Raw genomic sequence first — 24,149 nt, 5'->3', positions numbered from 1 at the left:
AAGAAGCCGCCTCACGGCTGGCGGCGCTTGAACAGGCGGATGATCATGAGGCCGGCCTGCGCATAGCCCTTCGGCGAGCTCTCCTCGCCGAAGGGCGTCCGCGAATACATCGAGCTGGAGACCAGGAATCCGCCGACATAGGGCTCTGGAAGCCCCGACAGCAGCATGAAGCAGCGGTGCGTGAGCAGGCCGTCTTCCGGCAGATTGCCCCGCACCAGCCGGCAATCGCCGACGCCTGTGAAGGCGATGCCATTCAGGTGGCCTTCGGCATAGGTGCCGAGAACGGTCGGGTCCATCGCCTGCCCGACGCAGACCCGCATGTCGCCGATATCCTTGTCACCGGTGCCGGTCATGCGGCCGTCGGACGGCCGCGTGTTGACCGATTTGATGCTCAGCTGATCCTCGAGCGCAGGTGCAAAGCCGGTTTTGGTCGGCGCGCAAAAATCCGAGGGCACGACGCGCGAACGGCGCACAGACCGCGCGACATAGACCTCCTCGACCTCGTTCTCGCCGCTCTGCGCCCAAGCCTGTTCGAACGCCTGTCCGAACCACAAGGCGCTGGCGATCAAGGACATCGCTGCTACGGCGCGGCGCATGCTTCCCTCCTGTTTACTGGCGGCTTCCTGGCCCATTGGTGCCAACAGCTGAACTCGCCGGCACCTTGTATTCTTTCACACCACCATACTTCTGCAGGAGCGATTGTCTAATCGGAAGACGCCGAGCATCGAGGCCAAAGCAGTAGGCCGGGCAAAGCCCGGCCTTTCGCCACAGCTCAGGACGGACCGGCGTGCTCGCTACTGGGAAATGGTCTGAATCACGCTCGAGATGGGCCGCGCACTGGTCATGGTGGTCGGCAGTTTCGGATCCTGGCCGATCATCGCGTCATATTCCGGCAGGGTCTCCAGCGACGCCTTTGCCTTCATCGCGACGACCTTGAAGCCGCCGGCCTTCAGTCGCCGCAGTAGCGTCGGCAACGCTTCGGCGGTGTGCTTCTGGAAGTCGTGCATCAGGATGATGCCTTTGCCCTTCTTCTCGAGCCCGGCCATCACGGTGTTGACGACCTGATCGGCGTCCTTGGAACGGAAGTCGAAGGAATCGACGTCGCAGGAGAACATCGCGACGTTGCGCGTGCCGAGATAGGCCACCGCCGACGGCCGGTGCTGCAGCTGCGGGAAGCGGAAGAACGGCGACGGGTTGGTGCCGAGCGCGAACTTCACCGCGCTGAAGCCCTTCTCCAGTTCGTCCTTCGCGGTCTGATCGGTCATCTTCTTGCCGTTCAGATTGGCGTGCCCCCAGGTGTGTGCGCCGACGGTGTGGCCGGCCGCCAGGACTTGGCGCAGGATCTCCGGATGATAGGTCGCGTGCTTGCCGATCGGGAAGAACACGCCGGTGGTGCATTCGTCGGCCAGCGCCTTCAGCACCGCAGGCGTATTGTTCGGCCACGGACCGTCGTCGAAGGTCAGGACGACCTCGTGATCGGTGAGGAAGTCGAACTGCTTGAAGTGATCGAGGCCGAAGCCGGGGCCGCCGGTGGTGTCGACCACGACGGTGCGGGAAATGCCGAGCGCATCCGGATTGGCACAAGCCGAGGTCGGCAGCGACTGTGCAGGCGGCATCGCGGCAGGTTTGGCCGGCACGGCGGCTGTGAACTCGACGTCGTCCTTCGCGGCCAGTTTCGGTGACGCGCTTGCCGGTTCCGCGACGCGGGCGGCCGTGGTTTGCGGCGCGGCCAGCACCGCATGCGGGGCGGACACGTAACGCCACACCCCAGTGATTGCGACTGCCGCGACAATGGCGGCCAACATCAAGCCCAACGCATTACGCATGTTACTCTTCCCGAAAACACCACACTCGATCTACGGGGACGCGCGGCCGTCCTGCGCAATTGATCAGATTCGATTAATGCCAATGAAACCTTAACGCGGTCCCAACGCGCGCCGGCCGAGCTGCCATTTCCAGCGCTCCGGAATGGGATGGTCTGCACAAGCTCGTGATGTGACCGCAATCACGGTGGTTCCAGGCGTTCGCGGCCATGATGGCGGCATCGACAACGAGCGCCGCAACCGGGTGGCGATGGGAGCCGATCATGACCTTGTCCGCCTCGAGCCTGTGCACTTCAGTCGCTGTCGCCTTCGTCATCTGTGCCCTGACGATCATGACCTCTCGCGAGAGCTTCGCCTTCAGCGCCGAGGCGCAGCAGATGTGCAGCGGCGATGCCTTTCGTCTCTGCAGCAGCGAGATCCCCAACATCCCCGCGATCACCGCCTGCATGGTCATGCACCGCTCCGACCTGACCGCGGGCTGCCGCGCCGTGCTCGACCGGGAGATCGGGAGGAAGGCCGGCAAGGTCGCCGATGCCGATCGAGCGATGTAGAAAGCGGTATCGGAGTGCACGGCATGCCGGCCGATTCCATCGGCTTGCGGCCGGCCGTGGTGCGCTTTAGAACGCCTCCAACGCATGAAGGTCCGGGAGCGAGGCGTCAGCCATGAGCAGAATTCTCTTCGTCATACCTCTCGTTCTCTTGGCATCCGCTGCCTCCGCGCAGCAGGTCGGTCACGACGCCTGTGCGCGCGACGTGTCGCGATTGTGCCGCTCGGTCATGAACGATGGCGATCAGGCCGTGCTCGCCTGCCTGAAGCAGCATCGAGCCCGGCTGTCCAAGCCCTGTGAAAAGACCCTGACCGAGCACGGTCAGTGAGTTCGCCGGTCGCGTCGGCAAGGTCGGATTCTTTACGGCATGATTTCCGGGCTCGTGGTTCGGCAGCTTCGAGCTTCGCGTGATTGCCGCACGCCACTTTGCGCGATCGCGGCGCTCCCGGTGCTTGGCTGATTCCTGCCGCCGGTGAGGTGAATGCCCGCCGCGATCCGCCGCTGTTCGGACCCATTCGTGACGGAAGTCTTACGCGTGGAAACGATGCGTACAATCAATCCATGACCGGGAGACGCCAATGAGCTTGAGCCGACGCACCATCCTGCAGGGCATGGGCTCGCTGCCATTGCTCTCCGCCGCTTTTTCGGTCCGTGCATCTGCGCAATCCGCGGCTGCGCCCGGCGGCGAGATTCCGCCGGTCCTGTTTGTCCACGGCAATGGTGATCACGCCGCACTATGGATGACGACGTTGTGGCGGATGGAGTCGAACGGCGTGCCCCGCGGCCGAATGGCTGCGCTCAACTTCACGGATCCCTTGGCGCGCAACGATGACGGCGTGGCCCAGCCGAACCGATCCTCGACCGAGGATCAGCGCCGCGAGCTCGCTGCTGCGATCAAGGCGCTGAAGGGCGAGACCGGCGCAGCACGCATCGCATTGGTCGGCAGCTCGCGCGGCGGCTATGCGATCCGCAACGTCATCAAGAACGGCGGCGCAGCGGATATCAGCCACGCCGTCTTGTGCGGAACGCCCAATCACGGCGTGTTCGACTCCGATGAAAATCCCGGCAGCGAGTTCAACGGTCGCGGAGCATTCCTGCGCGGGTTGAATGCCGGCGAGAGCGAGGTGACGGACGGCGTCGCATTCCTCACCTTGCGCAGCGATGGTCTGGACAAATATGCGCAAGCAGACGGCCGCCTGATCGGCAAGCCCGGCGTGCCGACCGGGATCACTGCGGAAGGACCAGCGTTGAAGGGCGCGACCAACCTCGTGCTCGGCGCACTCGATCACCGCGAGGTCGCCTTTCATCCGCGCGCCTTCCGCGAGATCTACAAGTCGATTGCAGGCCGCGAGCCCGACCGGATCGCGATCGTGCCGGAGAAGCGGGTTCGTCTCAGTGGGCTGGTGAGCGGCACGCCCGCCGGGGTGCCGACCAATCGTCCGGTGTCCGGAGCGACGGTCGAAGTCTACCGCATCTCGCCGGAGACCGGGGAACGGATCGGCGACATCGTCTATCGCGGGCAGACCGAGGCCGACGGACGCTGGGGGCCTGCGGAGGTGGATCCGGCATCCTGTCTCGAGATCGTGCTCACCTCGGCCGGCGCACCGACGACGCATTTCTACCGCGCGCCTTTTCCGCGTTCGTCAGACGTCGTGCATTTGCGTGCAGCGCGTCCGATCGGACCGGCGGACGCGGGAGCTGGCGCCATCATCATCATGTCACGGCCGCGCGGCTATTTCGGTCTGCCGCGCGATATCGTTTTGCTAGACGGCAAGGAGCCGACCGACGTGCAGAAGGGGGTGCCGACCGACGCGGCGACCACGTTGCGATTGCCCGCGGGCGAGGCCGGACGCACCATCATCGGTGAGTTCAATGAGCAACGCATCGCTGCCCGGCTTTGGCCCGTATCCGAGGGCAGGATTGCGGTGATCGAGCTGACGACATAGCTGTTCGGACGGGGCAGCCTGCAGATCTCCTGTCGCCAGCGCTGTTCAAGCTCTGAAGGGGGCCCCGTGGACGTGAGCCGCTGGGATCGCGGGGGCGATGATTGTGAGTTCACCAATGAGCGTCGCCGAAGTCCACTATCTGCCGCAGTCCCGCTCGCCGCTGGTGCCGCCGATGCCGCCGCGGGCACCGGACAGCATGGGTACGTTCCGGCGCGTGTTGAAGATGGGCGAGAACGCGATCGCGACCTGGGGGCAGCGCGCCTATGAGGACGAGGTCGTCGCCGGCCGCTTCTTCGGCCGCTCCAGCTTCATCCTCAATACGCCCGATCCGATCAAGCATGTGCTGGTCGACAATTACGAGAACTACGCCCGCACGCCCGGCGGCATCCGCGTCTTGCGGCCGATACTCGGCGATGGTCTGCTGACTGCGGAAGGCAAGGCCTGGAAGCATCAAAGGCGCACGCTGGCTCCGGCCTTCACGCCGCGCGCGGTCTCCGGCCTGATCCCGCACATGGTGGCGGTCGTCGACGAGGCCGTGGCTCGGCTCACGCAACAGGGCAACGCGCCGGTCGATCTGCGTGAGATCATGCAGCTGATGACGCTCGACATCGCTGGGCGCACGATGTTCTCGTTCGAGATGGGCCGCCATGGCAGCACCTTGCGCGACTTCGTGTTCGAATATGGCACGCGGCTGGCGAGCCCGCATCTGCTCGACATCGTGCTGCCGCTGTCCTGGCCGACGCCGCGCGATTTCGCGCGCGCCCGGTTTCGCAAGCGCTGGACCGCCTTCGTCGCGATGCTGATGGCGGAGCGGCGGGCGCGGGGAAAAAGCGAGGATGCACCGCCGCGCGACCTGTTCGATCTGATGGGCGCCGCGCGCGATCCCGAGACCGGCGCGGCCTTCACCGATGCGCAACTCGCCGACGAGGTCGCGACCATGATCCTCGCGGGACATGAGACCACTGCGACCGCTCTGTTCTGGGCGCTGTATCTGCTCGCGCTCGATCCGCTCACGCAGGACAGGCTGGCCCGGGAAGCGAAGGACAATCCGGCGACGGATGATCCGGAGCGCTTGCCGTTTACCCGTGCAGTCGTCGACGAAACGCTCAGGCTTTATCCGCCGGCCTTCCTGATCGCACGCGCGGCATTGGGACCGGATGCGGTTGCGGGCTTTCCGGTCAAGCGCGGCGACGTCATCCTGATTGCACCGTGGCTGTTGCATCGGCATGAGAAACTGTGGCGGGCGCCGAACGCGTTCATGCCCGAGCGCTTCCTGTCGAATGCGCCGCCGCCCGAGCGGTTCTCCTATCTGCCGTTCGGCGCCGGCGCGCGCGTCTGCATCGGCGCACACTTTGCGCTGGTCGAGGCCGTGCTCGCGCTGGCCCGGCTGGTCGCCGCGTTCCGGATCGAGCTGATCGACACCGTGCCGGTGACCCCGGTCGGCGTGGTGACCACGCAGCCGGATCGCTCGCCGATGTTCCGGATCACGCCGCGGTAAGCGGGTGGCTTGACCGCCTGCGTCAGGTGATTGAGACAGTGGTGCGGTTCCAGGATGAGGCAACGAGAACGTTCCCCCTCGCATTTCAGCTGGTACATGCCCACATCTTCGCGCGCACCCAGGGACATCGGTCAATCCATGAACGCCACGGCAGTCCAGTTTTCGGCCCTGCAGGAATCCGCCGATCCCGCGGTCGCGGATGCGATCGCGCAGCTGATCGCCGATGGTGCCGATCACGAGCTCAACCGCGTCAATGCGCTGGATTTCTCCAAACGTACCGGGCTCGACGAGGAGCGCGTGATCTCCGGTTTCATTCACGCCGCGCGGATCGGGCTGTTCGATCTGACCTGGAATGTGCTGTGTCCCGGTTGTGGCGGGGTGCTCGATGCGCACGGCACGCTGAAATCGCTGCGCTCGGACGAATATCACTGCGGCCTGTGCGCCTGCGGCTATGAGGCGACCGTCGATCAGCAGGTCGAGGCGGCCTTCACCGTCAGCCCGCGGATCAGGTCGATCGCGGCGCATAATCCGCATTCGCTGCCGATCTGGGACTATTTCAAGCAGGTGTTTTGGAGTTCGGGCGTCGACTTCGACGAGGCGTCGATGGCTTCGCTCTCCAACGACGTCGTGCTCGATGCGCGGGAGCTGGCGGCCGGCGATCACGACACCGTGTCGCTGAGCCTGCCGCACCAATTCATCATCGTGTTCGAGCCGGTGACCCATGCTGCCCGCTTCATCGACGTGCAGGGCGAGCCGACCGGCGAGCTGCAGCAGCTCGCGCTGAAATATGACGGCGTGCGCGCGCCGGTCGAGACCACGGTGCTGCGTCCTGGTCCGCTGCAACTCGCGCTGGACAACAAGTCGGGATTGCGCGTGCTGCCGACCGTGATGGTCGCGGCCGAGGCGTTGCATCATCTGACCGGCAGGCGCAAGCCGTTCCTGACCGCCAAGCGGATGCTGTCGAACCAGACCTTTCGCGACGTGTTCAAGGCCGACCAGCTCAACATCGATCAGCGGCTGAAGATCACCTCGCTGACCTTTCTGTTCACCGACCTCAAGAGTTCCACTGCGCTGTACGAGCGGGTCGGCGATCTCGCGGCGTTCGATCTGGTGCGGGCGCATTTCCGCGCGCTGCTGGAGATCATCAATGCCGAAAAGGGTGCGGTAGTGAAGACGATCGGCGATGCGGTGATGGCGACCTTCATCAGGCCCGAGAATGCGCTTGCCGCCGGCTTGCGGATGCGCGCGGCGATGAAGGAGCTGAACCAAGAGCGCGGCACCGAGGATCTCGTCGTCAAGATCGGTATCCATGAGGGGCCGTGCCTGGCGGTGATGCTGAACGATCGTCAGGATTATTTCGGCCAGACCGTCAACATCGCCGCGCGCGTGCAGAGCCTGTCGACCGCGCAGGAGATCCACCTCACCGCGCCTGTCATCGAGGCGCCCGGCGTCGTCGACATCCTGCAGAAGGCGCACATCACGCCGATCCAGAAGCACGCCGCCCTGCGCGGCGTCGCCGACAAGATGATGGTGTACGAGATTCCTTGAGCGGGCGAGTGCCCCGGAAACGAAGTCGGGGCGCAAACACTTACCGAAATGTCATGCGGGCGAAATGCCGCGGCGGATTGCCAGGGCAGCCGATGAACCGCATATCTGAGATGAGAACGCCGCTCCGACGGTGACCGGCGAGAGCGAGACAACAGAGACCTCAAAGGACGCCATGCTGGACGGATTGCGCCAATTCATCGCCGATGTGGTCTCGCCCCAGGAGACGCCGGCCTTCGACGACAATGGCTATCAGCTCGCCGCGACGGCACTGCTGATCCACGTCATCTCGCTCGATGGCGGGCCGAGCGAGGTCGAGAAGCACAAGCTGCACAGCCTGCTCGAGCTGCGTTTCGGGCTCGCTCCCGGCGCCGCCGACCGGCTGATCAGCTCGGCCATGCTGGCCGAAGGCGAGGCCGTCGATCTCTACCGTTTCACCAGCGTGATCATGCGCGAGGTCGACGAAGCCGGACGGCTGCGCATCGTCGAGATGATGTGGGAGCTCGTCTACGCCGACGGCAAGGTGACGGAATTCGAGGACAATGTGGTGTGGCGCGCCTCCGAACTGCTCGGCATCTCCTCGCGCGATCGTGTCGATCTGAAACACCGCGTTGCCGCCAGGCGGCAGGGCGTATCGCCGGAAGCATAGATCCGCGCCCAGGAACGCCGGAGACGGTGTTCATGGATAAAGTTTAATGTGGCGCGGAATCGGGCGGGGCGGTTAAGCCCGTAGGATTCCAGGCATTACGGACCCTCTTTGCGGCCCGCAGCCAGTTCCGGACCGCTTGCAAGTTCCTGCGCGCTTATGCTCTCTCTCCCGGTTAAATGATGTTCGAAAGTTGTTCCGAGAGACTGTACCGTGAGTGAACGTGTGACGCTCGTGACCGGCGCCTCCGCAGGGATTGGCGCTGAATTGGCCCGCGTTTTCGCCGCGAAAGGGCATCGGTTGGCCCTGGCGGCGCGGCGCGAGGACCGGCTCACGGCGCTGGCGCGCGAGATCACCGCAAAGGGCGGCCCAGCGCCCATCGTCATTCCGTGCGACCTGACGGCGCCCGACGCGGGCGACCACATCGCGGCGACGCTGGCGGAGGCCGGTGTCGAACTCGACCATCTCGTCAACAACGCCGGATTCGGTCTGTTCGGCAAGGCCGTCCAGCTCGATCGGGCCGAGCAGCTCGACATGATCGCCGTCAATATTCGGGCGCTGACCGACCTCTCGCTGCGCTTTGCCGACCAGCTGATCAAGAACCGCGGCGGAATTCTCAATGTCGGCTCCGTCGCGGGCTATCTGCCGGGGCCGGGGATGGCGGTCTATTACGCCTCCAAGGCCTATGTCATTTCCTTCACCGAGGCTCTGCACCAGGAGCTCAGCCCCCACGGCGTGCGCGTCACCGTGCTTTGCCCGGGTCCGGTGCCGTCGGAGTTTCAGGCGCGCGCCGGCTTCAAGCCTGGGATCGATTCGATGATCCTCAATGTGTCGCCGCGGGCGGTGGCGGCGGCCGCCTATCGCGGCCTGATGTCGGACAAGCGTGTGGTGCTGCCTGGGATCGGCATCAAGGTCGTGCCGTTCCTGCTGCGCTGGTTTCCGCGCGGCTTCATCCTGGCCGCGGTCGGCCGCCTGCAGCTGAAGCGAAGTTGATCGCCTCTGGCCCGCCGCTTGCTTTGTGAGAGGGGCACGCTCACGCGCCGTTAACCTTCGCTTAGCTAAGATCAGCAGGTGATGCTCAGGCAAAACCCCTCGCTTGGACCGAAAGGGGCCGCAGAGGCCGACATTCGGCAACTTCTCCCGACCGCCGGCGCCGCACGCGGGCCGAAACGGCCGGTCCTCGTGGTGCTTCATCAGGAAAGCTCGAGCCCCGGACGGGTCGGCAACGCGCTGCGCGCGCTTGGCCATCCGCTGGATATCCGCCGGCCGCGCTTCGGCGATGCGCTGCCGGAGACGCTGGATGGGCACGCCGGTGCCGTTATTTTCGGCGGGCCGATGAGCGCAAATGATGCCGACGATTTCATCCGTCGCGAAATCGATTGGATCGACGTGCCGTTGCGGGAGCAGCGGCCGTTTCTCGGCATCTGTCTGGGTGCGCAGATGCTGGCGAAGCAGTTGGGTGCCGCGGTGGCCCCGCATCCGCACGGCCGGGCCGAGATCGGCTATTATCCGGTGCGCCCGACCCCGGACGGCCGGAAGCTCTGCCCGCATTGGCCCGACCACGTCTATCACTGGCACCGCGAGGGTTTCGCGCTGCCCTGCGGGGCCGACCTGCTCGCCGAGGGCGATGACTTCCCGATCCAGGCGTTCCGGTACGAAAATGCCTTCGGGCTGCAATTTCACCCCGATGTGACCTTCGCCATGATGTGCCGCTGGACCACACGCGGCCACGACCGGCTGGATGCACCCGGCGCCCGGCCGCGGCACTGCCATTTCGAGGGCCGCGCCGTGCATGATGCCGCCGAGCGCGCCTGGCTGAAGCATTTCATCGACGGCTGGCTGAAGCGCGAGCCGATGCCGATGCTGGCGGAGGCGGCGGAGTAGGGGGCAATAGCGCTCGCCCTTCGCCATATTGCTTTGGATGTCGATGGACAGCCCGGCTTCGCCAAGAGGCTTCGCCGGGCACCACGCCTCGCCCTTCAGGCTCTTGCGTGGCGGTGCCACGCGTAGCCCGAAGGGCGAAGCGTGGTGGAGCCAGGCGGGATCGAACCGCCGACCTCATCATTGCGAACGATGCGCTCTCCCAGCTGAGCTATGGCCCCTTGAGCTTTTGCATGACAACCGGCCTTGACGGCTCGGAACATACGCCCGGTCGCTGCAGATGATTGGGATGGCGACCGGCAAGTCGCGTCATTTACAGTCCCTGCTGAGGCCAAGTCAAGAACGTCACATGCCTCATTAGCCTTGACGGGCGGCTTCCCTTGTTTGCGTGCGGCGGAACCGATATCTAGCGGATATCCAAGGTCGAATTCGCGACCGAGCCCCCGAGTAGCCCTGCATGCGCGCCGTTCTCGACATCATCCTGATCGTTCTGGATCTCTATGTCTGGCTTCTGATCGCGTCGGCCATCCTATCCTGGTTGATCGCATTCAACGTCGTCAACACGCGCAACCAGTTCGTGTCGGCGGTCGCCGAGTTCCTGTACCGGATCACCGAGCCCGTGCTGGCGCCGATCCGGTCCATGCTGCCCAATCTCGGCGGCCTCGATATCTCGCCGATCATCGTGATCCTGATCATCATGTTCATCGAACGGGTGATCCAGTACTACATCTACCCGGTCGTGTTCTGACCTGTGATGCCGGCCGCCGGAGGCATGACTCCCTGGCGTGCAAGCGGTGACGGGCTGAGCGTCGCGCTGCGGGTGACGCCGCGCGGCGGCCGCGACGCCGTCGACGGGATCGAGACTTTGTCCGATGGCCGCAGCGTGCTGAAGGTGCGGGTGCGCGCGATCGCCGACGGCGGCGAGGCCAATCGCGCCGTGACCGAGCTTCTGGCGAAATCGCTCGGCGTGCCCAAGGCCAGCGTGCGGCTGACCTCCGGGGCAACCTCACGGCTGAAACAGGTCGCGATCTCGGGCGATCCGGCGCATCTCGAAGAGGCCTTGCGCGGCCTCGCTTCGGTGACTAAGCCGACGCGCAAGCCCTAACCGCAGAGGACGAGACATGACCGCGCGGATCATTGACGGAAAGGCGATCGCGGCGGATTTGCGCGCGCGCGTCGCGAGCGAGGTCGAACGTGTCAAGCGCGATCACGGCCTGACGCCCGGGCTCGCCGTGGTGCTGGTCGGCAACGATCCCGCGAGCGAAGTCTATGTCCGTAGCAAGCACACCCAGACGCAAGCCGCCGGCATGGCCTCGTTCGAGCACAAGCTGCCGGCCGATGTCTCCCAGGATGAGCTCCTGGCGCTGATTGCGAAGCTCAACCGCGATCCCGCCGTGCACGGCATCCTGGTGCAGCTGCCACTGCCCAAGGGCCTCGTCACCGAGGCCGTCATCAACGCGATCGATCCGGCCAAGGATGTCGACGGCCTGCATCCGCACAATGCCGGGCGGCTCGCCGGCGGTCTTCCGGCGCTGTCGCCCTGCACGCCGCTCGGCTGTATCATCCTGACCAAGAGCGTGCATGCTTCGCTCGAGGGCATGAATGCGATCGTGATCGGCCGCTCCAATTTGGTGGGACGGCCGCTGGTGCAATTGCTGCTCAACGAGAACGCCACGGTGACGATCGCGCATTCGCGCTCGCGCGACCTGCCGCAGCTCGTCGCGCGCGCCGACCTCGTCTATGCCGCGGTCGGCCGGCCCGAGATGGTCCGGCGCGACTGGATCAAGCCGGGCGCGACCGTGATCGATGTCGGGATCAACCGCATTCCAACATCTGACGGCAAGACGAAGCTGGTCGGCGACGTGGCTTTCGCGGAAGTGTCCGAAGTCGCCGGCGCGATCACGCCGGTGCCGGGCGGCGTCGGCCAGATGACGGTGGCTTGTCTCCTGGTCAACACGCTGCGCGCGGCCTGCGCGATCGCCAGCTTGCCCGCGCCGGCTGTTTAACTCGCCACCGGCGGCGGCACGTTGGCCGCATACCAATCGCTGATCGAGCCCAGCGCCGGATGCGCCAGCGCGCGCGACAGATAGGCCCAGATCCGCGGCTGGTGTTTCAGGTAATGCGGCTTGCCGTCGCGGCGGTTGAGCCGGGCGAAGGTGCCGAGCAGCCGCGTATTACGCTGCGCCGACATCACGGCGTAATGCGCGCGGAAGGCTTCCTGGTCGAAGCCCGCATCGGCGGCCTCGCGGGCCGTGATATAGCGCGTCAGCAGCGCCTGCTCGATCTCCTCCGGCACATCGATGCGCGCATCCTGCAGCAGCGAGACGACGTCATAGGCCGGCGGCCCCATCACCGCGTCCTGGAAGTCGATCACGCCGACCCGTGCCATGCCTTCGCGCCCCGGCAGCCAGAGCAGATTGGGCGAATGATAGTCGCGCAGCACCCAGGTCGGCTTTGTCGCCAGCGGCTCGGCCAGAAGCTCGCGCCACATCGCCATGAACTCGGCGCGAAGCGCTTGGCTCGGCTGCACACCGCGATCGGGCAGATACCATTCCAGCATCAGGCCGATTTCGATCAGCATCGCATCCGCATCGAACGCCGGAACCGCGTAGCTGACATGCGGCGCCAAGGGCAGCACGTCGGGAGTTGTCTCGTCGTGCAGCTTGGCCAGCAGGTCGGTGGCGGCTTCATAGCGCTCAACGATGGGGCGCGGCGGATCGCCTTCGATCACGCCTTCGTTGCCGAGATCCTCGGTGATCAGAAATCCATGCTCGAGATCGGCATCGTTGATCTTGGGGGCGGAGATGCCGCGGGCGCGCAAGCTCCCGGCGATGGCGACGAAGGGGCGGACGTCTTCGGCCAGATGCACGGCGGCGCTGTAGGACTTGCCGCCGTAGATCGCGGGACCGTCGGGTCGCTTCGGCGAATTCATCAGGATATAGGCGCGTTCGCCCTTGAACAGCCGCGCATAGGAGCGGATCGAGGCGTCGCCCGCCATGCGCTGGCGTCGCGAACCGGCGTGCCCGGCTTCGGTCAGGAATTGCCGCAAAGCTCGCAAGCGGGCGACGATCGCAGCGGCCTTGCCGGAGCCTGTGACTTCGGCAATGCGGGCGTCGTCGCCCTTCGCGCCGTCGTGCCGAAAGGTGATGTCGATCCGGTCCATTGGCAACGTGCTGCCGGCGCGCTCCGGCCATTCGATCAGCACGACGGTGGCCTCGGGCAGCGGCGAAAGCCCGATCTCCTCCAGCTCGGACGGATCGCCGATCCGGTAGAGGTCGGCGTGAACGAGCGGAAAGCTCGGCAGGTCGTAGCTCTGCGCCAGCGTGAAGGTCGGGCTCGGCACTTCGAGCTCGGCGCTGCCGGCGAGATAGCGGATCATCGCGCGCGCTGCGGCGGTCTTGCCGGCGCCGAGGTCGCCCGAGAGCGTGATCAGGTCGCCGGGACCGATCAGCAGCGCAAGGTCGGCCATCAGGTTCGCGGTCGCGGCCTCGTCCGCGAGCGCAACGGTGAATGTGGTGGGCTCCGTCATTCCGCGGCGTTACGCTGCGCGATGTGGTCGGTCGGGAATTCGCAGGTCACGGTGGTGCCGCGCCCGACCACCGAATCCATCCGCACCTTGCCGCCGTGCAGTTCGACGAAGGAGCGCACCAGCGACAGGCCGAGCCCGGCGCCGCGATGGCGCGAGCCCTGCGAATGGCTTTCGAACCATTCGAACACCTTGTCCTTCACCTCGGGCGGGATGCCCGGGCCGGAGTCCGTGACCGAGAAGCTGACGCTGTGGTCGGTGCGGCGAGCGCTGACGACGACCAGGGTGTCCGGCGGCGAGAAGCCGACTGCATTGGCGAGCAGGTTATAGAGCACTTGCACGACGCGCCGCTCGTCGCCGACGAACGTGCCGACATCGGCAGCGACCTCGACGGTGAGGTGGATGCGGTCGGTGGCGAGCCGGTCCTGAACGCCCTCCGCGGCGGCCGCGATCGCCTGGGTGGCATCGACCGGGCCGAGTTCGAGCTTCATCGCGCCCGCGTCGATGGTGGCGAGGTCGAGAATGTTGTTGGTGAGCGCGAGCAGCGCGTTGGTCGATTTGGTGACGTAGTCGAGATATTCGGCCTGCTTGTCGGTCAGCGGGCCGGTCGAGGGATCGGACAGGAAATGCGCAAAGCCGATGATCGTGGTCAGCGGGGCGCGCAGCTCGTAGGAGACGTGGTGCACGAAGTCGATCTTCATCTGGCCGGCGGCTTCCAGCGCCTCGTTGCTCTCGCGCAGCGCCCGCTCGACATTCTCGGTATCGGTAATGTCCTGGAACGTTAGCATGGTGGCGCCGTCCGGCAAGGGGCGGCTCATGCAGTCCAGCACGCTGCCGTCCTTGCGCTCGAGCTTGAGCGCGAGGTCGCGCCGGTTCTCGATCCCGGTGACGGCCTCGCGCAGGCTGCGCCAATGCGAGGGGTCGTCATAGAGCGGCCGGCACCAAGCCTCCACCGTGTCGATGTGCGGCCGTTCGCGCAAGGCGTCGGAGGCAAGCCGCCACATCCTGGCGAAAGCCGGGTTGAACAGCTCGATACGGCCGTTGCTGCCGAACACGGCGACGCCCTCGGCGAGGCTGTCGAGCGTCTCGCGCTGAACCCGGATCAGGCCGTCATAGCGGCGGGCGAGGTTGAAGCTCTCGGTGACGTCGTCGAACAGGTACGTCACGCCACCTTCGGGATTGGGCGTGGTGACGACGGAGAGCGCGCGGCCATTGGGCAGGAACCAAGTGTCCTTGGCAGTCTCGACCGCGCGATAGGCCTCGTGCAGCTTGGCCTTCCAGGCGCGAAAATCGGCCTGTTCCGGCAGCTTGCGCGCGGCGCGCAGCCGGTCGAGCACGCTGGAATCGTCCGGCTGGCCGTCGAGAAAGCTGGTCTCGAGGTCCCACAGCCGGCGATAGGAATCGTTGTAGAAGGCGAGCCGGCGCTGGCCGTCGAACACCGCAACCCCGGAGGAGAGCTGATCCAGCGTCCGCCGGTGCGCCTCGGCCATGCGCACCAGCGCGGCGCGCAGCTCGTCCGCCTCGCTGGCATCGACCGCGACGCCGGCGCTGCCGCCGGACAGGCTGAAGGCGCGCACGTCATAGATGCGCCGCTCGCCGCCGGCGACGATCGGCAAGCGCGCGGCGAAGCTGCCGGAATTTCCGAGTGCGCGCTGCATCTCGCTGCGATCGTCGCTGTCGAGCAGTTCGACGTTCCGGCTGATCGCGTCGTGAACGTCCCGCGCCTCGGCGGCGTGCGCGTAGGCGGGATTGGCATAGAGCAGCGCGCCACCCGTCTGCTTGGCCCAGATCGGCCAGGGCAAGGCCGAGGTCAGCCCACGGAGCAGCTCGGTCTCTTCGAACAGGGCCCTCAGCCGCAGCTGCGTCTCGGCCAATTCGCGGCGGACACCGGAGAGCTCGCGGATGCGCACGATGGCCTGACCACCGATGGCACGCCCCATCACTTCGACGGCGTGGCCGTGCGAGGTGATGAGCTGCATCAGGAAGCCCTCGCCGATCTCGCGCAGCGAATCGATCGCGCGGTCGAGCTGCAGCGCCGGCTCCGACGGCAGCCAAGTGCCGAAGGCGAGAATGCGCTGCGGCTGGTCGGCCGGAACCAGCAAGGAGGTATCGCCGGAAATCTGCGGGCGGTGTCCGCCGGCCGGCCATGCGATCAGGATCTGCGGTTCCGCGAACAGCAATGCGCGATAGCGATCGGCCTGCAGCTGCAGCTCGGCAATGTCGGTGCGCAGCCGTGCCTCCTTGCGCCCGGCGCGGATCCGCGTGCGCACCAGCGCGATCGCCGCGACCACGGAAAAGCCGAGCAACGCAAGCGCCGCAGTCATCGCCGCGACGTCCTGCCGGCTCAGTTCGATGAGATTGGCGATGACATCGGCCGGCATGCCGTCGCCCGCAAAGGCCGCGTCCACCGGCGCAAGCACAGTTGCGGCCAGGCTTAATCGGCCTACGCGCGCGAGAGACGTGCATGACAGCAGCGTCCGACGCATCACCACGATCACGCCTGACATCTTTGCCCCAAAACCGCACGAAGTTTCGCGCGGCGCCGATCGCGTCGATCGTGCCGTTGCGCGAATCAATCAACAATAACCGCTTCGGGACTCCAGCGGTAAGAGTCCAGACCGTGAACGCGGACAGTGCCTGAGGAAAATGCACCGGATGTGTTTGCACGCGAACGAATCGGCGCGTGCGATGCCCGTGATTCAACGGCCTGTCGAACCGAAACCGCCCTCGCCCCGCGCAGTCGTCGACAGCGAGGTCGCAACGACGAACTCGGCGCGCGTGACCGGCGCGATCACCATTTGCGCGATCCGCTCGCCGCGGCGGATCGTGAACGGTGCCTCGCCGTGATTGATCAGGAGCACGCAGATCTCGCCGCGATAATCGGCATCGATCGTGCCCGGCGAATTCAGCACGGTGACGCCGTGCCGGGCGGCGAGGCCCGAGCGCGGCCGCACTTGCGCCTCGTAGCCCACAGGCAGTGCAATGCACAGGCCGGTCGGCACCATCGCGTGGCGGCCCGCCGCGAGCACGACAGGTTCGGCCTCGGGAATCGCGGCCAGCAGATCGAGCCCGGCGGCCTGCGCGGTCTGATAGGCCGGCAGCGGCAGGCCTTCGCCGTGCGGCAGGATCTGGACGTCGATGGCGATGGTGCTGGTCACGGTGGCGTTGTTCCTACGGCTTTGGCGATATGGGCAACCAGCGCGGTCGCGACCTCATCCTTGGTCATGATCGGCCAGGAGTCGACGTGAACGCGCTCGCCCTCGCGGGTCAAGAGATGCACCGTATTGCGATCGCCGCCCATCACGCCGGTCGCCGGCGACACGTCATTGGCAACGATCCAGTCGCAGCCCTTGCGCGCGAATTTGGCCTTGGCGTTCTCGATCAGATGCTCGGTCTCCGCAGCGAAGCCGATCACCAGCGGCGGCCGGTTCTCCTTCAGCTTGGAGATGGTGGCAAGGATGTCGGGATTTTCGACCAGCTGCAGCGGCGGTATCGCCGCGTCGGTCTTCTTCAGCTTCTGGCCGCCTTCGCTGGCCACGCGCCAATCCGCAACGGCAGCGGCGAAGATCGCAACGTCGGCCGGCAGCGAGGCCTCGACCGCCTGCAGCATCTGCCGCGCCGATTCGACATGCGTGATCGTGACGCCCTTCGGTGCATCGAGTTCCACCGGCCCCGAGATCAGCTGCACATCGGCGCCCGCAGCGTGGGCTGCGGCTGCGATCGCATAGCCCTGCTTGCCGGAGGAACGGTTGGCGATATAGCGCACCGGGTCGATCGGCTCGTGGGTCGGGCCGGCGGTAACCAGCACGCGCCGGCCGGCGAGCGGCCGCGGCGGGACCGGCTTGAGCATGCGCTGAACGACGTCGACGATTTCGAGCGGCTCGGCCATCCGGCCGACGCCGGCCTCGCGCGCCTCCGCCATCTCGCCGGCATTCGGCCCCACCATCTGAATGCCGTCGCGCTGGAGGGTCGCGGCGTTGCGGCGCGTGGCCGGATTGCTCCACATCATCGGGTTCATCGCCGGCGCGAGCAGGATCGGGCGGCTCGCAGCCAGCAGGATCGCGCTGGCGAGGTCGTCTGCATGTCCCTGCGCCATCTTCGCCATCAGGTCGGCGGTGGCCGGTGCCACCACGATCAGGTCGCAGTCGCGCGCCAGGCGGATGTGCCCGGCATCGAATTCGCTGCGGGGATCGAACAGGTCGGTGAACACGCGTTCGCCGGAGAGCGCGCTGGCCGACAGCTCGGTGACGAATTGCGTCGCCGCCTTGGTGAGGACGCAGCGCACCTTGATGTGCCGCTCTTTCAGCCGGCGGACCAGATCGAGCGACTTATAGGCGGCGATGCCGCCGCCGATGATCAGCGTGACGCGCGGCTCGCGCGTGGAGGCGGGCAGGGGAGAAATGGCCGTCTCCGGCTCGCCGGTCGGCGGGGCCGCGCGCGGCTCGGCCGGTTCGATCAGGCCGCGCAGGATGACGCGAACCTCTTCCTCGAGCGAGCGGCCATTCTGCGCCGAGCGTAGCCGAAGATAGCTCTTCAGCGCGTCGTCGAGCTTGCGGATGGTCAGGCTGGCCATCGCGGCCTCCCGGGCATCATTGTTGTGATTGCAATGCTATCATATTTTGATTGCGTTGCAATCAGCAGTGGTCGCCCTCCCGGACCTTAGGCCAGCCGCAACACCGCGATCAGGATGCCGATGAACGTGGCGGCGATGATCCACAGCGCGATGGCGCGCCACCGGCTCTTCCTGCCCTCGGTGCGGCCCATGGCGGCGATCGATTCGGGGGAGAGCCGCAGGCCGTCGCGCGTCATCACCTCGAGATGCTCCAGCACGGAAGCGGCGCGGTAGGCCAGCTCCGGCAAGGTCACGGCCAGCCGCGCCAGATCGCCGACGCCGGATGCTGCGCTCTGGATGCGCCCGATCGGCCCAAGATTGCGTTCGATCCATTCGCGCACCACGGGGTCGGCGATCTTCCAGATGTCGAGCTTGGGATCGAAGCCGCGCGCCACGCCCTCGACCACGACCATGGTTTTCTGCAGCAGGATCAGCTCCGGACGGGTGCGCATGTCGAACAGGCCGGTGACCTCGAGCAGCAGCGTCAGCAGCTTGGCCATGGAGATCTCTTCGGCCGTGCGATTATGGATCGGCTCGCCGATGGCGCGGATCGCTTGCGCGAAATTCTCCACCGAGTGATGCGGCGGCACATAGCCGGCCTCGAAATGCACCTCGGCGACGCGGCGGTAGTTGCGGGTGATGAAGCCGAGCAGGATCTCGGCCAGGAAGCGGCGCTCTTTCATGCCGAGCCGGCCCATGATGCCGAAATCCACCGCGACCAGCCGTCCCTCCTTGTCGAGGAACAGGTTGCCCGGGTGCATGTCGGCATGGAAGAAGCCGTCCCGCAGTGCGTGGCGCAGGAAACTCTGGATCACCTTGCGGCCGAGATCGGGCAGATCGACATGGGCGGCCTCCAGCCGCGCCCTGTCGTTCAGCGCGATGCCGTCGATCCACTCCATGGTGAGCACGTTGTGCGCCGTGCGGTCCCAGTCGACGACCGGCACGCGGAAGTCGGGATCGTCCTTGGTGTTCTCGGCCATCTCCGAGAGCGCGGCCGCTTCGAGACGGAGATCCATCTCCATCGCGACCGAGCGCGACATCGTGTTGATCACCTCGACCAGCCGCAGCCGCCGCGCTTCCGCCGAATGCGCCTCGGCTTTTTCGGCGACGAAGAAGAAATCGGAGAGGTCGCGGCGGAAGCGCGACGCGACGTTCGGCCTGAGCACCTTGACGGCAACGGGAGTATGGATGCCGTCGCGTTCGACGTCGCCACGATGGACTTGAGCAATCGAGGCTGCAGCGACCGGCGGACCGAGCTGACAGAACACCTGGTTGATCGGGCGTTCGAGCGCGGTGGCGATCACGGCTTCCGCTTCGGCCTGCGAGAACGGCGGCAGCCGGTCCTGCAGCGACTCCAGGTCGCGCGCCATGATGACGCCGACCACGTCGGGACGCGTCGCCAGGAACTGGCCGAGCTTGAGATAGGCCGGGCCCATTCGTTCCAAGGCGCGCGACAGCCGCGGGCCGGACTTGGCGCCCGGGCGTTCGATCAGGCGCGCCAGCTTCAGCGGTATCTGACCGGAAGGCGGCACGAGAGCCGGGTCGACGGCACCGAACACGCCCTCGCGCGCGAAGACGAAAGCGGCCCGGGTGAGCCGCACGATATGGGTCAGTGCCGAGATCACAAACGCCAGCCGGAATGGAGCGCGACGATGCCGCCGGAGAGGATTTGCCAGGAAACGCGGGCGAAGCCAGCGTCGGAGATCATCTCGCCGAATGCGCTGGGGGTCGGAAACTTGCGGATGGACTCGACCAGGTAACGGTAGGACTCGGCGTCGCCGGTGACCGCGCGGCCGAGCTGCGGGATCACGTTGAAGGAGAACATGTCGTAGAGCTTGTCGAGGCCGGGGACCTGAACCGTGGAGAACTCGAGGCACAGGAAGCGGCCGCCATGCTTGAGCACACGATGGGCTTCGCGCAAGGCGAGATCGATTTGCGGCACGTTGCGGATGCCGAAGGCGATCGTATAGGCGTCGAAGGAGCGGTCGGGGAAAGCCAGCGCCTCGGCATTGCCCTCGACGAAGGAGACCTTGTCTTCGAGATATTGCTTGATGGCGCGCTGGCGCCCGACCTCGAGCATGTCGCCATTGATGTCGCAGACGGTGGCATGGAAGCCGGCTCCGGCCGCCTTCGCCGCCCGGAAGGCGATGTCGCCGGTGCCGCCGGCGACATCGAGCAGGGCAAATGGCTGATCGCCCTTCGGCGGGTTCAGCGTATTGATCATGATGTCCTTCCAGACGCGGTGCAGCCCGCCCGACATCAGGTCGTTCATCAGGTCGTAGCGGGACGCCACGCTGTGAAACACGTCGTTTACCAGCGTCTGCTTCTCGCCCAGGGGCACATCCCTGAAGCCGAAATGCGTGGTTTGGTCCGGCCGATCCATCACCCTACTCCGATACGGGACCATAGCGTGCCCGTCGCAATGGCGCTATCACGTCACTTCGATAAGGTGAATGGCGACAGAGGTGAATTGATTGCCTGAACTGCCCGAAGTCGAGACGGTCCGCCGCGGCCTGCAGCCGGTGATGGAGGGCGCCAGGATCGTGGCGGCCGAGGCGCGGCGCAAGGATCTGCGGTTTCCATTCCAGAAGGATTTCGTGGCGCGCCTCAACGGCCAGACCGTGACCGGGCTCGGCCGCCGCGCCAAATACCTGCTCGCCGATCTCGGCTCCGGCGACGTGCTTCTGATGCATCTCGGCATGTCCGGCTCGTTTCGCGTGCTGAAGCCGGACGAGGCCACTGCGCCCGGCGCCTTTCATCACCCGCGCGGCAAGGACGAGAATCACGACCATGTCGTGTTTCACATGTCCTCCGGCGCCGACGTTGTGTTCAACGATCCGCGCCGCTTCGGCTACATGAAAGTGATTCCGCGTAACGCGCTGGACGAGGAGCCCCTCCTGAAGGACCTCGGGCCCGAGCCGCTCGGCAATGAGTTCGACGCGGCGATGCTGGCGCGCTCATGCGCCAACAAGAAGACCAGCCTGAAGGCGGCGCTGCTCGACCAGCGGGTCGTGGCGGGACTGGGCAACATCTATGTCTGCGAAGCGTTGTTCCGCGCGCATCTGTCGCCACGCCGGCTGGCGGCCACCCTGGCCACGAAGGCCGGACAACGCAAGGGCGTTGCCGGGGCGGAGCCGACCGACCGTGCCGAGAAGCTGGTCGAGGCGATCCACGCGGTGCTGAACGAGGCGATCAAGGCGGGGGGATCGTCATTGCGCGACCACCGCCAGACCTCGGGCGAGCTCGGCTACTTCCAGCATTCGTTCCAGGTCTATGACCGGGAAGGTCAGCCCTGCCGCAGCAAGGGATGCGACGGCGTCGTCAAGAGGTTCACCCAGAACGGACGCTCGACCTTCTGGTGTCCGAAGTGCCAGAAGTAAGCGCCCGACCGCGGCCGGGGCTGGGCGTCGACCGCGCGATTGGCTCGGTGAAGTGCAGGTAAAGTACACCTGCCGTTCTAGAATCCGGTCTCCCAGGTGATGTTGCTGTCGGCCCAGGTCGGATAGGCGCGGGCTGCGGTTGCCTCGCGTTCTTCGGCGGTCGGCCGCAGCAGGATCGGAAATTCCACGTCCATCAATTCGTTCGCTTCCTGCACCACCTGGTCACCGGCGATCTTGCCGATGGTCCAGCGCCACAGGCTGCTGATTTCCTGCGCGCACTTGCCCTCGGGCGCGAATTCGCAGACGCCGAGGCCGGCGGCGAGCGCATCCTGATGGTCGTTGCGCATCATGATGAAGGGCTGCGCCAGTACTTCGGCGATGTCGCGCGGTGCGTCATTGTCGAGCGCCGTGGTGGCGTCGGTGACACGATGGCCGCCGCGGATCGGCGTCTGGTTGAGCACGAAGGCGAACGGCTTGCGCCAGGCGCGCACCACGCTCAAGGTCGGCGCGGTGGCTTCGATGTCGGCAACGCTCGGACGCGCCGGGATCAGGCAGAGGTCGCAGTGGCGGATGGCCGCGGTCGACGCCGCGTTGACGCCGCTTGCGGTATCGATGATACAGACCGTCACGCCGCCGCGCGCGAGTGCCTCCAGGCGCTGTTCGATCATCTTGGCGTCGTATACGGCCTCGACGATGGGCTCGGCCTGATGACGCCTGGCCTGCCATTTCGACAACGTGCCCTGCCGGTCGGTCTCGATCACGCGCACATTGTGTCCGGCCTGTTGGGCAGCCACTGCAAGGCCGATGGCCAGCGTGCTCTTGCCGCTTCCGCCTTTCTGGGTGGCCAGAACGATCGTATACATCGGTCAGTAGTCCTTCGGCTGTTGACGGAACTTGATGGAACGCCAGCTGAGTTGCACCGCGCAACCTGCGATGCGGAGCTATTCTCGCTCAGGACGGTCCGGTCCGACCCAAAGGCACTTGCAACAGGCACTTGGAATCGCGGTGGTCCGAATCAGCACGCCGACAAATCTGATCGAACTATGTCACGCCGCAGGTGTCACCACATCCCGTTCGACTACGGCAGGACTCGTTCTGAGTTGATAGCAAGGTGCGTCGGAATCCAACGGCTTGAAGGGCCGTCGATCGGCCGCTCGGGACTTAAAAGCCGTTCTGCGATGATGGCGTCATCTGCAGGATGCGGGCTCTGCGGCCAAAGAGCTTCCTAATTTTGTGTAAAATGGTTTGCTTAATTTTGGGTAAACGAAGGCAGTGAGCGTGCCGCTCCCGGCCCCGGCAACTGGCGATTGAGGCGGCAAGGCGAGACCGCCGCACGTCGCGGCGTTCGTCTGTTCGCGGCTACTTCCGAACACAGATCACGCGCACCGTCGCGGCCTTCGCGTCCGCCGATTTGCCATCGAGACCGACGCCGTTCCCGGTGAGAAAGTCGCGCACGACTGCGGCCGATACGAGCACCGCCTGGGTGCCCGGCACGGCCGACGTTGCCCCCGCGACCACCGCCTGTTTCGCCAGCGCAAGCCCTGTAAAGCGGCTGTCGGCATCCATCGCGGGCGCGCCGGAGAAACCGAGACCGAGCGAGGGCGTCAATGAAAGTTCGCCGCTTCCGGCAGACGTTCCCTGCGCCGTCGCCTGCGCCTTGACCGCGCTGACCGCGGACCCGCCACCCTGATTTTGCGGATCGGCAATGCCGACGATGTCGAGGCTGGATTTCGCGCTGCCGGGGGCCAGGTTGAGCGGCCTCAAGCCGCGGGCACCGTAGATGCGCAGCAGTGCCAGGCCATGCGCCTTGTCGTCGGCCACGCGATCGGCATGGCCGAAGCCGCCGATCGTGATCGCGAGACAACCGTCGACGATCTCGCGATCGGTCACGACGGCCCCGTCCTCGCTGACGACGAGGCCGGTGCCGTAATCGACCGTGCGCCGCGGCGGCGGCGCTGCGGCCGCGGTCGGGAACGCGGCAAATGCGCTCGACATGGCGATCACCACCGGGTCCAGGGTACTTTCCATCGCCTGATCATAGAGGATGGTGAGGGTGCGCACCTCGTCACCCCTGAAGGTGCCGCGGACATAGAACTTCTTCTGCTCCTGCGTGCCGGAGAGCACGAAGAAATCGGGTTTGACTGCGGTGTAGCCGACCGTGCGCCCGGCCGGCTCCTTCTTCTCGCGTTCGGCGAGTGCTGCGGTGGTCGGATTGGCTTCCTTGCGCCGTGCCAGGAGGATCTGCACCGTTCCGGTCGGCGAGCTCCATTTGGAGCCCCCGGCATCGCTCGCCTGTTGCGGCACCAGCTTGGTCGGGAGTCCGATTTTCGCGCCGGTCACGGGATCGGTGACGATCTTCCAGCCGACCGCCTCTTGCTTGCGCCGGGCGGCATCGGCCAGCGCGCTGCGCTCCTGCGGATTGAGGACGCCGGTCGGCTCGCCGCCTTTGAGTTTCTGATACGCCTTGATCGCATTCACCATGCGCGCGCTGGCCTCGCCGGTGATCGCGCCGTTATATTGCCCGACCCAGGCGAGATCGGATTGCAGCGCCAGCCGCTGGGCCGCCGTCATCGCGTTGGCCGGGTCTGCCGGCGGCTGGGCCGCCGGGCGCGCCGGCGCGGCAGCTCCCGTTTTGGGTTGGACGCCGGAGGAGGGGGGCGTGCTCAGCTGGGCCAGCGCAGGACTGACGCCAAGCAGCAAGGTCGCCGAGATCGATGTTGCCCAGGCCAATGGTCTCATGACAA

General features: G+C 66.0%; 22 protein-coding genes and 1 tRNA gene. 12 read left to right on the top strand and 11 right to left on the bottom strand.

What is annotated here, in order from left to right; all coding sequences use genetic code 11:
- Positions 1-11 precede the first annotated feature (11 nt).
- Both QXZ85_RS08375 and QXZ85_RS08370 read right to left on the bottom strand, forming a co-directional pair.
- Positions 12-596, bottom strand: a complete 585-nt coding sequence (locus QXZ85_RS08375; protein ID WP_315702333.1) for a hypothetical protein — start codon at positions 594-596, stop codon at positions 12-14.
- Positions 597-794: 198 nt separating this feature from the next.
- Entirely contained in the window at positions 795-1,826 is a 1,032-nt protein-coding gene (locus QXZ85_RS08370) for a polysaccharide deacetylase family protein (protein WP_315743556.1), read from the bottom strand.
- A gap of 260 nt (positions 1,827-2,086) precedes the next feature.
- Between QXZ85_RS08370 and QXZ85_RS08365 the strand changes: the two genes are divergently transcribed.
- The 8 genes from QXZ85_RS08365 to QXZ85_RS08330 all read left to right on the top strand — a co-directional run bounded on the left by QXZ85_RS08365 (position 2,087) and on the right by QXZ85_RS08330 (position 9,890).
- Positions 2,087-2,374, top strand: a complete 288-nt coding sequence (locus tag QXZ85_RS08365; RefSeq protein WP_315743555.1) for a hypothetical protein — start codon at positions 2,087-2,089, stop codon at positions 2,372-2,374.
- A 112-nt stretch (positions 2,375-2,486) separates the two neighbouring features.
- The gene (locus QXZ85_RS08360; protein WP_315743553.1) at positions 2,487-2,699 is read left to right on the top strand and encodes a hypothetical protein; all 213 of its coding nucleotides are present in this window, start codon (positions 2,487-2,489) and stop codon (positions 2,697-2,699) included.
- A gap of 250 nt (positions 2,700-2,949) precedes the next feature.
- Positions 2,950-4,317, top strand: coding sequence for a hydrolase (locus QXZ85_RS08355; RefSeq protein WP_316173918.1), 1,368 nt, complete (start codon positions 2,950-2,952; stop codon positions 4,315-4,317).
- 115 nt (positions 4,318-4,432) lie between these two features.
- Positions 4,433-5,815, top strand: coding sequence for a cytochrome P450 (locus tag QXZ85_RS08350; RefSeq protein WP_315767728.1), 1,383 nt, complete (start codon positions 4,433-4,435; stop codon positions 5,813-5,815).
- Between the two features lie 138 nt (positions 5,816-5,953).
- Complete coding sequence (locus QXZ85_RS08345; protein ID WP_315702339.1) at positions 5,954-7,363, top strand: adenylate/guanylate cyclase domain-containing protein; 1,410 nt, start codon at positions 5,954-5,956, stop codon at positions 7,361-7,363.
- 172 nt (positions 7,364-7,535) lie between these two features.
- Positions 7,536-8,009 carry a TerB family tellurite resistance protein gene (locus tag QXZ85_RS08340; protein WP_315702340.1) on the top strand — a complete coding sequence of 158 codons (474 nt, stop codon included), beginning with the start codon at positions 7,536-7,538 and terminating at the stop codon, positions 8,007-8,009.
- A 210-nt stretch (positions 8,010-8,219) separates the two neighbouring features.
- Positions 8,220-8,999 (top strand): SDR family oxidoreductase, encoded by a 780-nt coding sequence (locus tag QXZ85_RS08335; RefSeq protein WP_315702341.1) that lies wholly within the window; start codon positions 8,220-8,222, stop codon positions 8,997-8,999.
- 81 nt (positions 9,000-9,080) lie between these two features.
- Positions 9,081-9,890: a glutamine amidotransferase gene (locus QXZ85_RS08330; RefSeq protein ID WP_315702342.1), complete on the top strand. Its 810-nt coding sequence runs from the start codon at positions 9,081-9,083 to the stop codon at positions 9,888-9,890.
- A 142-nt stretch (positions 9,891-10,032) separates the two neighbouring features.
- Here QXZ85_RS08330 and QXZ85_RS08325 read toward each other — a convergent pair.
- A tRNA-Ala gene (locus QXZ85_RS08325) sits at positions 10,033-10,108 on the bottom strand.
- 236 nt (positions 10,109-10,344) lie between these two features.
- Between QXZ85_RS08325 and QXZ85_RS08320 the strand changes: the two genes are divergently transcribed.
- From QXZ85_RS08320 to folD, 3 genes are read left to right on the top strand one after another with little or no spacing between them, the layout of a single operon-like run.
- Complete coding sequence (locus tag QXZ85_RS08320; protein WP_315702343.1) at positions 10,345-10,635, top strand: YggT family protein; 291 nt, start codon at positions 10,345-10,347, stop codon at positions 10,633-10,635.
- A 24-nt stretch (positions 10,636-10,659) separates the two neighbouring features.
- Complete coding sequence (locus QXZ85_RS08315; protein ID WP_315702344.1) at positions 10,660-10,992, top strand: DUF167 domain-containing protein; 333 nt, start codon at positions 10,660-10,662, stop codon at positions 10,990-10,992.
- A 16-nt stretch (positions 10,993-11,008) separates the two neighbouring features.
- Positions 11,009-11,893 (top strand): bifunctional methylenetetrahydrofolate dehydrogenase/methenyltetrahydrofolate cyclohydrolase FolD, encoded by an 885-nt coding sequence (gene folD / locus QXZ85_RS08310; protein ID WP_315702345.1) that lies wholly within the window; start codon positions 11,009-11,011, stop codon positions 11,891-11,893.
- Here folD and tsaE read toward each other — a convergent pair.
- From tsaE to ubiE, 6 genes are all read right to left on the bottom strand, one after another.
- On the bottom strand, positions 11,890-13,416 hold the full coding sequence (tsaE, locus tag QXZ85_RS08305) for a tRNA (adenosine(37)-N6)-threonylcarbamoyltransferase complex ATPase subunit type 1 TsaE (RefSeq protein WP_315702346.1): 1,527 nt from the start codon (positions 13,414-13,416) through the stop codon (positions 11,890-11,892). The two genes, folD and tsaE, sit on opposite strands and share 4 nt — an antisense overlap.
- Positions 13,413-15,920, bottom strand: a complete 2,508-nt coding sequence (locus QXZ85_RS08300; protein WP_315702347.1) for a sensor histidine kinase — start codon at positions 15,918-15,920, stop codon at positions 13,413-13,415. Before QXZ85_RS08300 ends, tsaE begins: the two co-directional genes overlap by 4 nt.
- A gap of 192 nt (positions 15,921-16,112) precedes the next feature.
- Positions 16,113-16,571 (bottom strand): dUTP diphosphatase, encoded by a 459-nt coding sequence (dut, locus tag QXZ85_RS08295; protein WP_315702348.1) that lies wholly within the window; start codon positions 16,569-16,571, stop codon positions 16,113-16,115.
- Positions 16,568-17,986 carry a bifunctional phosphopantothenoylcysteine decarboxylase/phosphopantothenate--cysteine ligase CoaBC gene (gene coaBC / locus QXZ85_RS08290; RefSeq protein ID WP_315702349.1) on the bottom strand — a complete coding sequence of 473 codons (1,419 nt, stop codon included), beginning with the start codon at positions 17,984-17,986 and terminating at the stop codon, positions 16,568-16,570. Before coaBC ends, dut begins: the two co-directional genes overlap by 4 nt.
- 86 nt (positions 17,987-18,072) lie before the next feature.
- Complete coding sequence (gene ubiB / locus QXZ85_RS08285; RefSeq protein ID WP_316173915.1) at positions 18,073-19,650, bottom strand: 2-polyprenylphenol 6-hydroxylase; 1,578 nt, start codon at positions 19,648-19,650, stop codon at positions 18,073-18,075.
- Entirely contained in the window at positions 19,647-20,408 is a 762-nt protein-coding gene (gene ubiE, locus QXZ85_RS08280) for a bifunctional demethylmenaquinone methyltransferase/2-methoxy-6-polyprenyl-1,4-benzoquinol methylase UbiE (protein WP_315702351.1), read from the bottom strand. Before ubiE ends, ubiB begins: the two co-directional genes overlap by 4 nt.
- Positions 20,409-20,499: 91 nt before the next feature.
- Here ubiE and mutM point away from each other — a divergent pair, with 91 nt between their 5' ends.
- Entirely contained in the window at positions 20,500-21,405 is a 906-nt protein-coding gene (gene mutM / locus QXZ85_RS08275; protein WP_315702352.1) for a bifunctional DNA-formamidopyrimidine glycosylase/DNA-(apurinic or apyrimidinic site) lyase, read from the top strand.
- Positions 21,406-21,482: 77 nt separating this feature from the next.
- Here the strand turns inward: mutM and QXZ85_RS08270 are convergent, their stop codons facing one another.
- Positions 21,483-22,268, bottom strand: a complete 786-nt coding sequence (locus QXZ85_RS08270; RefSeq protein ID WP_315702353.1) for a ParA family protein — start codon at positions 22,266-22,268, stop codon at positions 21,483-21,485.
- Between the two features lie 496 nt (positions 22,269-22,764).
- The gene (locus QXZ85_RS08265; protein WP_315767730.1) at positions 22,765-24,144 is read right to left on the bottom strand and encodes a serine protease; all 1,380 of its coding nucleotides are present in this window, start codon (positions 24,142-24,144) and stop codon (positions 22,765-22,767) included.
- Positions 24,145-24,149 lie beyond the last annotated feature (5 nt).

The organism is Bradyrhizobium sp. SZCCHNGR1005 (genome assembly GCF_032489995.1).
In the GTDB taxonomy this organism is placed as follows: Bacteria; Pseudomonadota; Alphaproteobacteria; order Rhizobiales; family Xanthobacteraceae; genus Bradyrhizobium.
Note: the sequence above shows the minus strand (reverse complement) of the source record. Positions and strands in the feature narration are given on the sequence as shown.

What these genes read in the sequence shown, in the direction of transcription:
- ubiE (WP_315702351.1), bottom strand. Translation starts at nt 20,408, where the DNA reads ATGGATCGGCCGGACCAAACCACGCATTTCGGCTTCAGGGATGTGCCC.
- folD (WP_315702345.1), top strand. Translation starts at nt 11,009, where the DNA reads ATGACCGCGCGGATCATTGACGGAAAGGCGATCGCGGCGGATTTGCGC.
- QXZ85_RS08365 (WP_315743555.1), top strand. Translation starts at nt 2,087, where the DNA reads ATGACCTTGTCCGCCTCGAGCCTGTGCACTTCAGTCGCTGTCGCCTTC.
- QXZ85_RS08340 (WP_315702340.1), top strand. Translation starts at nt 7,536, where the DNA reads ATGCTGGACGGATTGCGCCAATTCATCGCCGATGTGGTCTCGCCCCAG.
- QXZ85_RS08315 (WP_315702344.1), top strand. Translation starts at nt 10,660, where the DNA reads ATGACTCCCTGGCGTGCAAGCGGTGACGGGCTGAGCGTCGCGCTGCGG.
- QXZ85_RS08355 (WP_316173918.1), top strand. Translation starts at nt 2,950, where the DNA reads ATGAGCTTGAGCCGACGCACCATCCTGCAGGGCATGGGCTCGCTGCCA.
- coaBC (WP_315702349.1), bottom strand. Translation starts at nt 17,986, where the DNA reads ATGGCCAGCCTGACCATCCGCAAGCTCGACGACGCGCTGAAGAGCTAT.
- QXZ85_RS08375 (WP_315702333.1), bottom strand. Translation starts at nt 596, where the DNA reads ATGCGCCGCGCCGTAGCAGCGATGTCCTTGATCGCCAGCGCCTTGTGG.
- QXZ85_RS08345 (WP_315702339.1), top strand. Translation starts at nt 5,954, where the DNA reads ATGAACGCCACGGCAGTCCAGTTTTCGGCCCTGCAGGAATCCGCCGAT.
- QXZ85_RS08350 (WP_315767728.1), top strand. Translation starts at nt 4,433, where the DNA reads ATGAGCGTCGCCGAAGTCCACTATCTGCCGCAGTCCCGCTCGCCGCTG.
- QXZ85_RS08300 (WP_315702347.1), bottom strand. Translation starts at nt 15,920, where the DNA reads ATGTCAGGCGTGATCGTGGTGATGCGTCGGACGCTGCTGTCATGCACG.
- QXZ85_RS08370 (WP_315743556.1), bottom strand. Translation starts at nt 1,826, where the DNA reads ATGCGTAATGCGTTGGGCTTGATGTTGGCCGCCATTGTCGCGGCAGTC.
- QXZ85_RS08330 (WP_315702342.1), top strand. Translation starts at nt 9,081, where the DNA reads ATGCTCAGGCAAAACCCCTCGCTTGGACCGAAAGGGGCCGCAGAGGCC.
- QXZ85_RS08360 (WP_315743553.1), top strand. Translation starts at nt 2,487, where the DNA reads ATGAGCAGAATTCTCTTCGTCATACCTCTCGTTCTCTTGGCATCCGCT.
- QXZ85_RS08270 (WP_315702353.1), bottom strand. Translation starts at nt 22,268, where the DNA reads ATGTATACGATCGTTCTGGCCACCCAGAAAGGCGGAAGCGGCAAGAGC.
- QXZ85_RS08320 (WP_315702343.1), top strand. Translation starts at nt 10,345, where the DNA reads ATGCGCGCCGTTCTCGACATCATCCTGATCGTTCTGGATCTCTATGTC.
- QXZ85_RS08265 (WP_315767730.1), bottom strand. Translation starts at nt 24,144, where the DNA reads ATGAGACCATTGGCCTGGGCAACATCGATCTCGGCGACCTTGCTGCTT.
- tsaE (WP_315702346.1), bottom strand. Translation starts at nt 13,416, where the DNA reads ATGACGGAGCCCACCACATTCACCGTTGCGCTCGCGGACGAGGCCGCG.